At 39.7% G+C, this 14,267-nt stretch carries 14 protein-coding genes; all 14 read right to left on the bottom strand.

Features of this window, described 5'->3' with window-relative positions:
• Window position 1: 1 nt before the first annotated feature.
• Window positions 2-1,999: a HelD family protein gene (locus tag AUF14_RS00840; protein WP_048718898.1), complete on the bottom strand. Its 1,998-nt coding sequence runs from the start codon at window positions 1,997-1,999 to the stop codon at window positions 2-4.
• A gap of 150 nt (window positions 2,000-2,149) precedes the next feature.
• Window positions 2,150-2,845: an N-acetylmannosamine-6-phosphate 2-epimerase gene (locus tag AUF14_RS00835; protein WP_016180994.1), complete on the bottom strand. Its 696-nt coding sequence runs from the start codon at window positions 2,843-2,845 to the stop codon at window positions 2,150-2,152.
• A gap of 124 nt (window positions 2,846-2,969) precedes the next feature.
• The gene (locus AUF14_RS00830) at window positions 2,970-3,647 is read right to left on the bottom strand and encodes a ribulose-phosphate 3-epimerase (RefSeq protein WP_016180995.1); all 678 of its coding nucleotides are present in this window, start codon (window positions 3,645-3,647) and stop codon (window positions 2,970-2,972) included.
• A 33-nt stretch (window positions 3,648-3,680) separates the two neighbouring features.
• Entirely contained in the window at window positions 3,681-4,556 is an 876-nt protein-coding gene (locus AUF14_RS00825) for a class II fructose-bisphosphate aldolase (RefSeq protein ID WP_016180996.1), read from the bottom strand.
• A gap of 17 nt (window positions 4,557-4,573) precedes the next feature.
• Complete coding sequence (locus AUF14_RS00820) at window positions 4,574-5,284, bottom strand: GntR family transcriptional regulator (RefSeq protein WP_016180997.1); 711 nt, start codon at window positions 5,282-5,284, stop codon at window positions 4,574-4,576.
• A gap of 177 nt (window positions 5,285-5,461) precedes the next feature.
• Window positions 5,462-6,496 (bottom strand): zinc-dependent alcohol dehydrogenase, encoded by a 1,035-nt coding sequence (locus AUF14_RS00815; protein WP_016180998.1) that lies wholly within the window; start codon window positions 6,494-6,496, stop codon window positions 5,462-5,464.
• A gap of 24 nt (window positions 6,497-6,520) precedes the next feature.
• The gene (locus tag AUF14_RS00810) at window positions 6,521-7,369 is read right to left on the bottom strand and encodes a PTS system mannose/fructose/sorbose family transporter subunit IID (protein ID WP_016180999.1); all 849 of its coding nucleotides are present in this window, start codon (window positions 7,367-7,369) and stop codon (window positions 6,521-6,523) included.
• An 11-nt stretch (window positions 7,370-7,380) separates the two neighbouring features.
• Window positions 7,381-8,148, bottom strand: coding sequence for a PTS mannose/fructose/sorbose/N-acetylgalactosamine transporter subunit IIC (locus AUF14_RS00805; RefSeq protein WP_016181000.1), 768 nt, complete (start codon window positions 8,146-8,148; stop codon window positions 7,381-7,383).
• Window positions 8,149-8,160: 12 nt separating this feature from the next.
• The gene (locus tag AUF14_RS00800) at window positions 8,161-8,634 is read right to left on the bottom strand and encodes a PTS system mannose/fructose/N-acetylgalactosamine-transporter subunit IIB (RefSeq protein WP_016181001.1); all 474 of its coding nucleotides are present in this window, start codon (window positions 8,632-8,634) and stop codon (window positions 8,161-8,163) included.
• A 2-nt stretch (window positions 8,635-8,636) separates the two neighbouring features.
• Window positions 8,637-9,119, bottom strand: a complete 483-nt coding sequence (locus AUF14_RS00795; RefSeq protein ID WP_227132017.1) for a PTS sugar transporter subunit IIA — start codon at window positions 9,117-9,119, stop codon at window positions 8,637-8,639.
• A 289-nt stretch (window positions 9,120-9,408) separates the two neighbouring features.
• Complete coding sequence (locus tag AUF14_RS00790) at window positions 9,409-10,464, bottom strand: serine hydrolase (protein WP_225844240.1); 1,056 nt, start codon at window positions 10,462-10,464, stop codon at window positions 9,409-9,411.
• A 265-nt stretch (window positions 10,465-10,729) separates the two neighbouring features.
• The gene (locus AUF14_RS00785; RefSeq protein WP_016181004.1) at window positions 10,730-11,557 is read right to left on the bottom strand and encodes an ABC transporter permease; all 828 of its coding nucleotides are present in this window, start codon (window positions 11,555-11,557) and stop codon (window positions 10,730-10,732) included.
• Window positions 11,557-12,579 (bottom strand): ABC transporter permease, encoded by a 1,023-nt coding sequence (locus AUF14_RS00780; protein WP_016181005.1) that lies wholly within the window; start codon window positions 12,577-12,579, stop codon window positions 11,557-11,559. Before AUF14_RS00780 ends, AUF14_RS00785 begins: the two co-directional genes overlap by 1 nt.
• Before the next feature lie 24 nt (window positions 12,580-12,603).
• Window positions 12,604-14,208 carry an ABC transporter substrate-binding protein gene (locus tag AUF14_RS00775; RefSeq protein ID WP_016181006.1) on the bottom strand — a complete coding sequence of 535 codons (1,605 nt, stop codon included), beginning with the start codon at window positions 14,206-14,208 and terminating at the stop codon, window positions 12,604-12,606.
• Window positions 14,209-14,267 lie beyond the last annotated feature (59 nt).

Genomic DNA, 14,267 nt, shown 5'->3' with positions numbered 1-14,267 from the left:
CTCACTCCCTTTGGAGAAAATAGAGCGCGTGCATCGCTCGTGTGGCGGCAACGAATAATTGCTGTCTTCCTAATAAGCCAGGATATGTTGCTTCATCTGCGTCAACAACGATCACCGCATCAAATTCCAGTCCTTTCGACTGAACAAGAGGACAAATGGATAGCCTTTCCTGTAAGCTTGTCGATTCATCCGTCAATACTTCGCAGGCTAGTCCTTGATTTTCTAATAACCCTCGCCATTCATATGCTCGTACTAAGGTCTTTGTGATCAAAGCAATCGTTGCTAAATCTTGTTTTCTTAACTGTTCTACTAGTTCTAGTATACTTGATATTTCCTCTTCCTGAGAACTAACTACCCATTTTTTTGGTTTCATGCCATGACGCAACACCGGTTCAATCATGTGATCATCAATAATTTTTTTCGCACAAGTTATAATTTCATAGGTCGAGCGATAGCTTTTTGTTAAGAAAATCGATTGTGCGTTTGGATAATAGTTTTGCACGTCAGGCAAATGCAGCTCATTAATCGTAGTCAGAGATTGCGTAAAATCACCAATTAGCAACACCGGACAGGTAAACATTTTCTTGAATACTTCAAATTGGATCGGTGTATAGTCCTGCATCTCATCGATAATTAAATAGTGAATTTTGGAAAACTCATCCATTCCTTCAAGAAATAGCCGAATATAAATAATCGGGAATAAATCAGAGTAGCTTACAGCCTTTTTCATTTCGAATCCTTGTTCTGTTAAAAAATCTCGATAAAGTTGATGGCTGTTGGTCTTATTGAACATCTTTTTCAAACGATTAACTAGCTGTTTTTTCGTTGGTTTTCTTTTTGGTTGAAAAGGGCGAGTACGCAGATTTTCAAAAATATCCTCTGCGATTAGTTGAAACCGTTGAAAGATTGATTTCTTCTCGTACGCTTTGTATCGTCTCAGAATAAATTCCGCATTATACTCGTAATCGCCGATTAGGATCGATTGAGGAGAAAATGCTTCGATTTTTCTAAGATAGCCCTTCAAATCAGCAACACATTTTTTGGAAGAGAGATAACGGACTCGTTCGTTTAGTTGCGGATCTTTTTCTAGATAAAGCAGCTCAATTTCTTGAAAGCGAGAAGGAACATCGGCAATGTCAGATAGTGTTTGTCCAAACTGATCGATCGTCCATTCTGTCACCGGCTCTTCTCCTAGCTCAGGCAGTACCTGTGCGATAAATCTGCTGAAGGTACGATTGGGAGAAAGAATCATCACTTGATCTGACGTGATACGATTACGAAAATGATAAAGTAAAAAAGCAATACGATGCAATGCAATAGATGTTTTACCTGATCCAGCCACTCCTTGGATGATCATATCCTTTGAACGGTTATCACGAATGACTTTATTTTGCTCCTTTTGAATCGTGCTGATGATGGTTGACATCTGTCCACCCTTTTGCTGCCGCAATTCATTTTGCAGCACCTCATCAAAAACGGTCGTATCAGACTCCACTACATAATCGATTGCCCCATCCTTAAACTTGATCTGACGTTTTCGTTGAATGTCACCAGAGGCTGTTCCTGCTGGTGTTTGAAAATGTGCTTTACCTAAATCATAATCATAGAAAATACTCGCAATTGGCGCACGCCAATCATAAATCAACAGTCTCTCTTCCTTCGTCGAAAATGAAAAAGAGCCTATATATATTTTTTCCGCTGTCTGTTCACCATCATAAACAAAATCTACTCGGGTAAAATAAGGATTCTTTTTTTGCTTCTCCAATCGAATCAACTGCTTTCCGCTAACCGTTTCCGCAACTTGCTGTTGTTCTAAAAGTCGTGAATTGATAAACATTTCATGAGGATCGATTTCTCCTTTATAATCGACTAGATACTGATGAAACTGCTTCGTTTCCTTTGAAAAATGAAGTAGCTCATCTTTAAGAATGGTTTCCTTTTCCTCAATCTGCTTGCGAATGACTTGCCATTCCTGTTGCTCTTCTATTAAAACGTCCATCTTAATCACCTCTCACAATTGTGGTCAAATAGATAGTATAAATGAGAAGTAAAACTTTTTTTGCATCAATGTTGCGGTGTTTTTATACAAACAAAAAGAAACGAGTGCTTATTTCGTCGGCACTCGTTGGTTTTCTATCGTTTGATCATTTCATTTTAGACCAGCAACAAAGCGTTCTGTGATTTCTTTTGGTCGTGTGATCGCTCCGCCTACAACAATACCGCACACCCCCATACCTTGAATCCTTTTCGCTTGTTCTGGTGTATGAATCTTTCCTTCAGCAATCACAGAAAAATCTGCCTCCACCAATTTTTCTATTAATTCATAATCCGGCCCCTGAGCAGTCCGATTAACAGTCTCTGATGTATATCCGCTTAACGTCGTTCCTACAAAATCAATCCCTGCTTTAACGGCATTTTCGCCTTCATCAAAAGTAGCGATGTCTGCCATCAATAATTGCTCTGGGTATTTTTCTTTAATCTGTTGGATAAACTGATTGATCGTCAGTCCGTCATGCCGTTTACGCAGGGTACAATCCAAGGCGATTACCTCCACACCCGTTTCCACTAGTGCATCAACTTCCTGTATACTAGCAGTAATAAATGGTTCTTCTGGCGGATATTGTTTTTTGATCAAGCCAATCATAGGCAGCTCTACTACTGCTTTGATTTCTCGAATATCTCGTACAGAATTTGCTCTAATCGCTGCTGCGCCGCCTTCTTTTGCTGCCATAGCTAATAAGGGCATCACTCCACCTTTTTCACTATATAATGGTTCGCCGGGTAAAGCCTGACAAGACACGATCAAGCCATTTTTTATGATGGTTAGAAATTCTTCTTTTTTCATTTTCTTCTCTCCTATCCAATCTTTACATGCTTCTTATGATTTTCAATAATAAAAGGTTAACACGGCTAAAATAATCTGTATAGACAAAAAATCTCACCTAAAAAATCTTAAGGTGAGAACATGTTTACGCTTTTTCTGTTGTAACAAAACTTTGCTTCAACGTCATCACTTTTTCCGTATAGGAACCTGGTTGATCATTGAAAAGTGCAGATGTTCCAACGACATAGAGATCCGCACCGATTTTACTGATAGCAGCAGCTGTTTCTGAATGGATATTGCCATCTACTTCTATCAAGGGTTTGTTTGGTTTCATTTTTAGCTGCTGATTCAAGCTTTTGAGTTTTTCTAAAACATTCTGTTGAAACGTTTGACCCGCAAATCCAGGATTTACAGTCATTACCAGAATCAGTTCAATGACATCAAGGTAAGGAAATAGACTTTCTATTGGGGTTTCAGGATTGATAGCAATCCCCACTTTTATTCCCAAGTCATGAATTCTTTGTATTAATCTCTCAGGCTCTTCTGTTGTTTCAATGTGGAATGTAAGAAAATCTGGTTTCAGCGGTGCAAACATTTCAATATACTTTTCTGGAGTCACACAGGCTAAATGAATATCGGTGGTAAATTTTCCTGTCTGAATAATCGGTTCCAATACATAAGGAGCCATCGCCAAGTTATTTACATAAACACCATCCATCACATCACAATGGAGCCAGTCAATCCCAGCAGCGCGTATATTCTGCAGCTCCTGTCCTAGTGTCAACTGATTTCCACACATAATCGATGCAACTATCCTTTCCATCTTCTCCCCTCCATCATTCATTTCATTGAAAAGCTATGGCTTCATAAAAATTTCCATCGCGGCTTTTACATTGTCCTTCATTGCTGCAGTAGCCTTTAGTGACAGCTCATCAAAGAAAACAGCGTCTTCTGTATTGTTTTCCAAACACTCTTGAACAGCCTTGCCAGCTGCTTTGTTCATATAGGTGTAATAGTTGATTTTACATATACCATTTTTTATTGCTGTTCGATAATTTTCTTCGGATACACCTGACCCGCCATGCATGACAAAAGGTACATCGATTTTTTCTTTGATTTGCAGAATTCGATTTAAGTCAAGCTTCGGTTCTTTCAAATAAATGCCGTGAACAGTCCCAAAACCAATAGCCAAGCAATCAACACCAGTTGCTTCAACAAATTTCCGAGCCAAATCAGGATCGGTATAGACATCCTCCAAGTCCTCGTAATCATCGCTAGAGTCTGAGCCTCGTCCTTCACCGCCACCAACAGCTGAGGTGAAAATATGTCCTAGTTCCGCCTCAACACTAACACCAGCTGCGTGAGCGATTTTCACAATTTCTTTCGTTTCTTCCAAGTTTAATTCATATTCTTTGCTAGAGGCATCATACATGACCGAAGTAAAACCCAATCGAATCGCCTTGACGCACATTTCATAGGAGGCTCCATGGTCTAAATGCACTGCTACAGGTACCTTCGCCGCCTTAGCATACTGAAGCATAATGGGTCCAATTTCTTCCAAGCCAATCAAATTTTCATGTACCTCGGCGTGCTGCAGAATAACCGGAGACTCAAGTTCCTCCGCTGCTTGAATGACCCCGCGGATTGCTTCGAGGTTCGGTACATTAAACGCCCCAACTGCATATTTTTCTTCTTTCGCATCTTTTAAAAGCTCACTCAATGTTACTAACATGAATCTTCCTCCTCGTTTTATTTACTAAAACGATATTCAAGATTTGTTGAGAAAACATCCGTATAGACATAGGAAAGTTCAATCGGTTTACCATCCCAATAGGCCATGTTGTTTACAACCATGACCACTGCAGGATTAGAAATATTCAAATATTCAATCTCTGAGTAATTCGCCATCCGAGCATTCACTCGTTGACTAACGATTTCCGGATAGATTCCAAATTGATTTAAAACCTTCCAAAGAGATTTATCTGTTAAATCAAAGGAACCAATCTCCGGGCAGCGATTGAGGGGAATAAAACTTTCAGATAAGGAATACACCGCGCCATCGACACTCCGTAAGCGCAAAAGATAGAAAACGTACTCATTTTCCGCTATCTTCAATTCCTTACTTAACTTTTGATCTGCTTGAATCACGTTTTTTTTCAACACTTTAGAACTAATTTTCTTTTTACGTGAAACAATGTCCTCATAAAACCCAGAAATATGCATACTTGAAACAATCTTTACATCTCGATTGGGAATAATATATCCTTTTCCTTCTATATAAGTAACAATGCCTTGTCTTTCCAGTGACTCTAAAGCACGCTTAATTGTCGTTCTGCTCACCTCAAAGGTTTCTGATAGCTTTCGTTCACTGGGAAGCGGTTTTCCTTGTCCGCTCAACACTTTGGCTAAATTTTGAATATCATCGCTGATTTTTTTATACTTTGGAATAAATTCTTCCACTTAATAATCCTCCCTTCACTCGTCTTGTCTTGGATAGGGAGATCTATCAAAACAGACAGGCAGCTACATAATAAATAATTATCTGATCAACTAACGTTTCACTATTGATTATAACTGATTTTTTATACAACTACCTATCATACTATAGTTGCCAATATTCCTTTTTTTATTGTATAGCTAAAATTTTATTACTACACGATATTTATCACCCTTAATCGCTGATTCAAAACCTGCTACAACCTCTTCAAAAGGAATGATTTCACTGATAAACGGTCGCATATCTATAACTCTTTCACTGATCATTCTAGACGCCCGAACAAAATCACGACTGTTAGAATTAGCTGTACCAGCGATCGAATAACCGCCTTTATGCAGCTTGTCAGGACTAAAGCTAACAGGCTCATCTGGATAGAAGGATGAGTAAAGAATCACTTTACCAGTATTCGACACCAGCTCCACTGATTCTTCTGCTACACTATGAATCGGCGTCGTATCGAAAACTACATTCGCGCCCAGATTATGACTAATTTCTTTGACCTTCGCTAAAAGATCTTCTTTAGAAGAATCAATAATATAGTGAGCCCCAATTTTTTTAGCCAGTTCCAAACGTTCTGGATTTAGATCACAAGCAAGCACGCGCGCGCCGCTTTTCACAGCCAATGCAACATGTAATAATCCCATGATGCCGCAGCCGATCACTACGACCAAATCTCCATATTGAATATTGGCAGTCTCGCAACTATGAACCACGCATGACAATGGTTCGGTTAAAGCCGCTTCTTCGGGCGTTACGCCAAAATAATGAAAAAGATGCTTCGGCTCTACCAGTATATATTCTGATAGTCCTCCCATCCCCTTATGCGGAAGACCTTCAAGATGCTTGCTATGATTGAAATCGATACAATTTTGTTCCTCGCCGCTCTTACAAAAATCACAGTCTCCACAAGCAAGGTTGGTACCAAATACAACTTTATCGCCAATCTGCCATTTTGTCGGATCAATTTTATTTCCTAGCGCAACAATTTCTGCTGCTATCTCATGTCCGCCAATAAATGGATAATCAACTTTTTTTACTCCTGTATATACTCGCTGCTCCCAAGTACAAAGCGCACAGGCCTCAATTTTTATTAAAATTTTATTTTCAGATACTTCCGGTAACGGACACTCCTCAATTCTCAAATCCTCAATTCCGTAAAAAACTGCTGTCTTCATTTCTATCCCCTTCCTAACAATTGACTAGAATATATTAAATGCTCCAAATAATACCCCAATAGCCACTAAGACCAGCATTACTCTCGTTGACTTCATTTTCCTGTTTTTTAGCAGGTATAAGGTCAGCAAGGTAATCCCCAGAGGTAAGATACCTTTGAATAATTTATCGAGAATGTCTTCTTGTAATCCCAGCTTCACGGCTCCGACTTTGATCACAAAAGGAGAAGAAACAGAAACAAAGTTGGCTGTCAAAGCTCCTAAAACAATCGCTCCCATTGCCGATGCTCCAGTGATTAAATACTGCAAAATATTACTGCTTAAGATTTTTTCGATCCCAGCTTTCCCCATCTTGTATCCCTGCATCCAAACAAAATAAGCTAGAGAAAACATGATGCCAAACATCAAAAGCCCATAGACAACTGGACCCATCAAATTTCCTTCAGCCCCCAGGCTGACACCAAAGGCTAAAAGAATAGGTGTCAATGTTCCTTGCCACAAGGTATCGCCGATCCCGGCAAAAGGTCCCATCAAACCAGTCTTGATCCCATTGATGGCATCATCTGTGATCGGCGCACCATTTGCTCGGTCTTCTTCCATTGCAATCACCATGCCGCAAATAATTCCACCAAAATGCGGTTCTGTATTAAAAAAGGCCATATGTCTTTTCAGAGCATTTTGATATTCCTGCGGATCATCTGCATAAAGCTTTTTAATGATTGGACTTAGCGAATGGACAAGACCCGTTGCTTCTAACCGCTCATAGTTATAATTAGCATGACTGAAAAAAGTCCAGCGCCAAAAAGAACGAGTGACATCCTTTTTCGATAATTCTTTTTTTGGTTGTTGACTTTCATTTTCTAATGATTGCTCCATCTCTTTTCCTCCTAACTAAACCCGCCGATTTCATTTCTAGGTGTGATGGTATAAAGATATGCAATAATCGCACCTAAAACAGCAATTACAATAACATCCAGACCCATATAAATCGACATGACAAACCCTAAAATGAAAAACAGCATCGTATTCGGACGATTGATGGAACGTAAATTCATCGCAATCCCCAATGCTGGTAATAATCCACCGATTACTTGGAGCACATGTAACGGTGTGCCATCCAAGTACCCCAAAATGGTCGTTACTGCCCCAGCGCCATAATAAGCAGCTAAGGTTACTGGTATCACACTGATTAAGAAAAGAATGATTTGCGGCGGCACTACATGTAAGAAATTGATCCGATCAAGATCACCTTCACCGGCTGCCTTATCTGCCATATGAACAAAGAAAACATCGATCGTCATATGCGCGACCCAGATAACCGTTCCTAATAGTCCAATCGGCATAGCTAAGGTTACCGCAGTTTGCGGATCAGCCCCCGATGCAATCGCTAAGGCTGTTCCTAAAGTCCCAGCCAACCCAGGATCAACCGGTGCTGTTCCACCTGCTGAAATAAAAGCGATATAAGGCAATTGGATCGCAGCTCCAATAATGACACCTTGGACTGGATCACCTAAAATAATTCCTACAACGGTTCCAGCAACTAAAGGTTTCTGCATAAAAGAAATACTTCCCAATAACGACAGCCAAGGTGTTCCAGTTACCCCAAGATAGTAAACAACTCCAATTAAAATTGCTTGAATAAAAGAAATTTTCATTAATACCCCTCCCTAGGTTAATAGCTTCGCTACGTCGATCGCTTTATCTTCGGCAATAATCTGGATAGTCACTGTTGCTCCAGTATCAATTAATTTTTTGAGACTAGCTTTTTCTGCCGAAGAGGCAGAAATATTTTTATAAAATTTTGTTCTGCCTTCTTTTGCACCCATACCGCCAATGTTTACTTTCTCCAATGCGATACCTTGATTCATTAATTCAACGTATGCTTCAGGCGATTTAGCTAAAAGAATCACTTTATCCGATGCTGCTAACTGTTTAATAGTCTCGGCACCTTCATGAACGCTAAAGACTTCTGTTTTGATATTCGCTGGAGCGACAGATGTCACGATCATCTTCAAAAATGTATCATTTGCTGTTTCATCATCCACGATAATGATTCGATTAGCGCCAGTGTAATTAAGCCATGAAGTCATAACCTGGCCGTGAATCAAACGATCGTCAATTCTTGCTAATACAATACTCATTATTATTCCCCTGCCTTTGCGATTAAATTGTTATATACTTCATTCAAATCTTGGAGACTTTCTTTACCGCTTTGTAGAGCCGTTTTAGCCAATGCCTCAACATCTGTCGAAAATTCACGATTCACAACAATTTCCAGCAGCATTGCCATATTCACTCCAGAAAGCACTTTCATTTCATTTGTCGTTAAAAGCTTCATCACTTCATTCCCAGGAGTTCCCCCATAAAAATCTACTAAGACAAGTACGCCATCTCCTGTATCTAATTTTTTTACTTTCTCCTGAATCTCCTCCCTCAATCGAACCGGACTATCTCCATGATACAAACCAACAGATGCAGAACCCTTTACTTCCCCCGCAATAATAGCAATTGACTTTAAAAGCGACTCTCCTAAATCCCCATGTGTAACGACTAACAGACCAATCAAACAAAACATCTCCTTCCAAAAAGCCTTTGGTTCTAAAAAAGAACCATTGGTACTATTCACAAATCAAATATATATCCGTTTCGCTTCTTTGTCAACGAAATCTTTGAAAACATTTTCAAAACAAGAAAAATGGCTTCTGTTTATTAATAAAAGAATCATTGCTATTTTCAAAAAATATCTTTTATTTTTATAATTAGTTTTATAACTAACACGATTTTCACATTCTCTGTTGGATATAAGTCGTCTGCTTAATGTTTTTATCTAACAAAAAAAGCCAGCTCTGCTTTTTTTGTTTAAAGCAAAACTGACTCTCTTAACTATTTAATTGTATAGAAATAACGAAGCTGTTTTATTCCTTAATCTTCGTCGCTGCTAAACTAAATTCCGAAATCGCTGTCCTAGTTTTTACAATATCCGAAACGTCGTTAGTTAGTATGACAATCACAAATGGATTATCTTTGGTTAAAACGATGCCGATATCATTTTCAACATTTTGCTGTTCACCAGTAATATTAGCTACAGTAATATTATTCGGCAGTTTTGCAGGAATCTTTGTGCGAATGACTTGGCCCTTCAAAATATCTAACATTGTCTTTTGCGGTTCTTTATCACGACCGTCATAGATTTTTTTCAGCAATTTCATGCAATCATTCAAAGAAGTGTAATTATCCTTATCCGTACTTCGGACATTGATATCCACCATACGGCGTTCAATGTATGTGTCAGGGTATCCTTGATCCTTGAAATAGCTGTTCATATTCCCCATTCCATAATGATCGATTAAAACATTGGTCGCATTGATATCATTTTGTTGGATCATTGGCGTTAACCACTCATTCAACGGTTTGTCTTCAATTACTTGATTGCTGCCATCTTTTTGAGCAAGTGCATAATCCATAATGAAAAGTTCGATAATATTCGCCGCAATCGTTCGTTCAGAATTATTACTAGAAAACTCCTGCTTGCTCTTCAAATATTGCACACCGTAATAGACTTTCCCCGCACTTTGCGTTAATGCTGAAGCATCTAGTTTAGCAGCGGTCTTCTTTTTAGCCTTTGAAGTTGATTTTTTCTCAGAGCTTGCCTGTTTTTCACTTGAATTTGAGGTCTTAGTTTTTTTCTTTGAAGATTCCGTTGTTTTTTTCGTTTTTTCTTTCTTCTCGGAACTATTTTTTGTTGGTTTCTTTGCTGACTTTTTTGTGCTGCTTACGGCAGATTCCTTTTTTGACGATGATTGACTTTCTCTAGCAGTGACTGCTTCCTTTGGTTTTTCAGCTGTATTATTTAAAATGCGCGTCGCTCCAAAATATACGCCCCCTGCCAATAGAAGCGCAGCCAGACCGACCACGACATATTTTCCTTTGTTTTTTTCATTTGGATCCGTATGTCTTCCCAAATCCTTCACCTTCTCCCTTTCAGTACTTACGTTTCATTCAATAATTAGTTTATCATATTTCATTTATAAAATAATTTCTTTTAGAAAAGAATATGTGATTTATAATTTCTTAACATTATTGCTGAACGGCTTTTTTACTTCTTTTAGGGATTTCTCAACTTGGTGAATATATTAGAATGTATTTTTATCATACCTATGAATCAGTGCAGCCAGTTTCTTAATTCTTCCCGCAAAGAAGCCCATCCTATGAAAATCACAAGACAGGCTTCTTCGTTTATTTATTTTTGATTTTTGGATCAAGGTAATCTCGTAACCCGTCACCGACAAAGTTGGCGCCAATCGACATAGAAAAGATTGCAACACCTGGGAAAGTGGATATCCACCAATAGTTCATATTATTTACACCATCAGATACCATCGAACCCCATTCAGGTGTTGGCGGTTGTGTTCCCAAGCCTAAAAAGCTTAGTCCCGAGAAGGTCACAATCGCATTCCCAATATCCAGAGTTGCCATAACTAATAATGAGCCTAACGCATTTGGTACAATTTCTTTGACTAGGATGCGTAAATGACTTGCTCCTAAGACTTTTGAGGCGACGATGTACTCATTTTCCTTCAACGTAATCACGAGACTTCGCATCAGTCGAGCATAATTGGGCCACCAAATAATCGTCATTGCCAGCACAGAGTTAAAAATACTTGGTCCTAAAGCCGCCGCAATCACCATCGCTAAAATTAATGGTGGGAAAGCAGCAATCAATTCCGCAAAACGCATCATGACATCATCGATGATTCCGCCAACATAGCCAGCAATACCGCCGTAAATGGTTCCGATAACAATCGTAATACAGACCGTTACCACCCCTGCGGTAATCGACACCCTACTTCCCATCAAAACACGAGAAAATACATCACGCCCTAGCTCATCTGTTCCTAAGAAATGGCCTGCTGAGCCCGGCGGTAAAAAACGTTCCATCATATCTTGTGTCAACGGATTCCGTGGTACGATCAGCGGAGCAAGAACTGCAATGAGCACCCATAACACACAAATAACGATTCCTAATTTGAATAAAAAGTTTTTTTGTTTCAGTAATCGTTTCATTAGCTGTACCTCACTCTCGGATCAATGACCCCATAAAGAATGTCAATCACGAGATTCAGTATCACATTAATCATCGCGATCAATAATGAAACGCCGCAGATTGCCGGAAAATCTAATGTCGTAGCGGACAAATACGCGTACTGTCCAATTCCCGGCCACGAAAAGATTTTTTCAACAAAGACCATTCCGCCTAACAAGTTGCTAAACCCCATTCCCATAACAGTAATAACAGGAATCAAAGCATTTCCTAGCGCATGGCGCAAAACGATCTGACGCTGTGAAAGTCCCTTCGCTTTAGCGGTTCGGATATAGTCTAATGAAGAAACTTCCAAAAGATTCGAACGCGTCTGCCGGGAAATCAGCCCCATCGTAAAGAAGCCAAGGACGATCGCGGGTAAAATCAAATGGGAGAGAGCGTCATTGAATAACGCCCAATTGCCACTGGTTAAGGCATCCCAGACATAAAGTCCCGTTCCCCCTGTCGGTGCCGAGATTCGCGAACTGACTCGCCCGCCGCCAGGAAACAAATGCCATTTGGAATAAAACAACAGCAGCATAACTAACGCGAACCAGAAATTCGGGATCGAAACCCCGCTGATTGAGATCGTACGAACTAGATAATCAAACGGCTTGTTGCGATAGACTGCAGAGATGATCCCAAATGTGATCCCGAATAGAACAGCGATCAGCATCGCCATGATGGATAGTTCTAAAGTCGCAGGGAAAAACTGTTTCAAATCACTGATAACAGGATTACCGGTGCGAATCGAAGTTCCTAAATCTCCCCGCAACAAATTACTTAGATAAATAAAGTATTGTTCCATTAGCGGCTTGTCCAAACCCCAGCGTGCTTTGTAAGCCGCAACTGCTGCAGGATCGCTCATCGCATTTGGACTCATATTCGATGCAATCGGATCACTGGGAACGAGATGCGAGATCATAAATACTAAGAACGTCACCCCAATGATCAAAAAGCAGACAAATAGTAAGCGCCGTAATAAAAATCTAGCCATATTCCTCATACACTTTTGCCCCTTGCTATTTGGTTAGTTGATACTGACATCTTGGAAATTGATTTTTTGTACTTCGTAATAGTTAACGCCCTTTAAGTTGTCACGATAAGCCAATACTTTCGGATGCTGAACTAAGAAAGCATATGGCATATTATCTGCCAGTAATTTTTGTAACTCTTCTGATGCGGCAACGCGTTTTTCTTCATCTGATTCTGTTTGAATTGTTTGCTTCAACTCTGCCATCTTCGTATTTGAAGTGTCTGTCCATTTCGCACGCTCACCGACTGTATCACCTGGTAAGAAGACTAGCTGATTATTGATTTCCATATAGTCTGGATGCCAATGCATTAGCAAGAAGGCTTCTTTTCCTTCACGGTAAGAATCGATCACGACCCCAATCTCAGATGTTTCAATCTTGGCATTGATGCCGATTTTTTCTAGATCATCTTTGATTTTTTGACCGAGAGTCGTCCAAGACATCCCCTCTGTATCAAAGTTGGCAACCGTGAATTTCACTTCGAAGCCATCTTTATAGCCAGCTTCTTCCATTAATTTCTTCGCTTCATCAAGGTCCTGATAGTCCTCATCCTTTTCTAAAGCGCCAGTAAATCCTTTTGGCACGATATCTAGCGGCAACACAGCTTTATCGCCAGAGATTTTCAATAATTCTTTATAATTGATCGCTTTACGAACGGCTTCCTGCACTTTCGGATTGGCCATCGGTCCGCCGATTTCTTCATCTTGGTTCATTAATAGGAAGGTAGTTGTTGAACCAACGTAGTTTTTGATCTTCACGCCTTCTTGATCTTTTAATTGCGAGACATTGTCTACACCAATACCTAAAGCAATATCAATGTCCCCTTGTTTCAACATTTGAATCTGTGTGTTCACATCTGGGATTTCTTTACAAATAACTTTATCATTTTTCACTTCGCCCCAGTATTCCTTGTTCTTCGTTAAACTAAGTTCTTCGTTTTGTTTCCATTTGTCCAAGACATAAGCGCCTGAACCTGCTGAATTTGAATTCAACCATTTTTCAGCTGTATCTTTCGAAGAAGCATCCTCTGCATCCGTACCGCCATGTTCTTTGACAACTTCAGAATCAACGATCGCAAAGGAGTTATTCGCTAATTTTGACAAGAAGGCTGCATCTGGTTCCTTCAACGTAAACTTCACTGTATAATCATCTGGTGTTTCGACACTTTCCACATTTTCCGTATGATGCGTCGTATTACTCTTCAGATTTTTGGTCCGCATCACACTGAACTTCACATCTTTAGAAGTCAAGTCATTTCCGCTTGAGAATTTTACACCTTCTTTGATTTTAAAGGTATGGACTTTTTGTGAATCATCCATTTCGTGAGATTCTGCTAATGAAGGCTCTGGGGTTGACGATTCATAGGTACGATACAGATAATCATACATTGCGTAATACACCATATTCCCGTAAACTTCATAGCCATGGTGAGGATCCAAAGTCTTTAAATCAGATGCCATCCCGACTACCAACGTCTTATCGCCATCTGCACTGCCGCCACCATCACTTGACCCGTCTGTACTATCGCCACCGCCGCCACAACCAGCGAGTGTCAACATTGCCAGACAAATGACGCTCCATAACAACTTCCTTTTTTTCATACCTTTTACTCCTCCTTGTTTTTACTAATGTATTTAATTTTCCTAGGAAAAATTAAGTC

This window comes from Enterococcus avium (genome assembly GCF_002891025.1).
GTDB lineage: Bacteria > Bacillota > Bacilli > Lactobacillales > Enterococcaceae > Enterococcus_A > Enterococcus_A avium.
The sequence above is the reverse complement of the archived record's forward strand: the minus strand, read 5'-3'. Positions and strand labels throughout refer to the sequence as shown.

What these genes read in the sequence shown, in the direction of transcription:
- AUF14_RS00840 (WP_048718898.1), bottom strand. Translation starts at nt 1,999, where the DNA reads ATGGACGTTTTAATAGAAGAGCAACAGGAATGGCAAGTCATTCGCAAG.
- AUF14_RS00835 (WP_016180994.1), bottom strand. Translation starts at nt 2,845, where the DNA reads ATGAAAAAAGAAGAATTTCTAACCATCATAAAAAATGGCTTGATCGTG.
- AUF14_RS00830 (WP_016180995.1), bottom strand. Translation starts at nt 3,647, where the DNA reads ATGGAAAGGATAGTTGCATCGATTATGTGTGGAAATCAGTTGACACTA.
- AUF14_RS00825 (WP_016180996.1), bottom strand. Translation starts at nt 4,556, where the DNA reads ATGTTAGTAACATTGAGTGAGCTTTTAAAAGATGCGAAAGAAGAAAAA.
- AUF14_RS00815 (WP_016180998.1), bottom strand. Translation starts at nt 6,496, where the DNA reads ATGAAGACAGCAGTTTTTTACGGAATTGAGGATTTGAGAATTGAGGAG.
- AUF14_RS00810 (WP_016180999.1), bottom strand. Translation starts at nt 7,369, where the DNA reads ATGGAGCAATCATTAGAAAATGAAAGTCAACAACCAAAAAAAGAATTA.
- AUF14_RS00805 (WP_016181000.1), bottom strand. Translation starts at nt 8,148, where the DNA reads ATGAAAATTTCTTTTATTCAAGCAATTTTAATTGGAGTTGTTTACTAT.
- AUF14_RS00800 (WP_016181001.1), bottom strand. Translation starts at nt 8,634, where the DNA reads ATGAGTATTGTATTAGCAAGAATTGACGATCGTTTGATTCACGGCCAG.
- AUF14_RS00785 (WP_016181004.1), bottom strand. Translation starts at nt 11,557, where the DNA reads ATGAAACGATTACTGAAACAAAAAAACTTTTTATTCAAATTAGGAATC.
- AUF14_RS00780 (WP_016181005.1), bottom strand. Translation starts at nt 12,579, where the DNA reads ATGAGGAATATGGCTAGATTTTTATTACGGCGCTTACTATTTGTCTGC.
- AUF14_RS00775 (WP_016181006.1), bottom strand. Translation starts at nt 14,208, where the DNA reads ATGAAAAAAAGGAAGTTGTTATGGAGCGTCATTTGTCTGGCAATGTTG.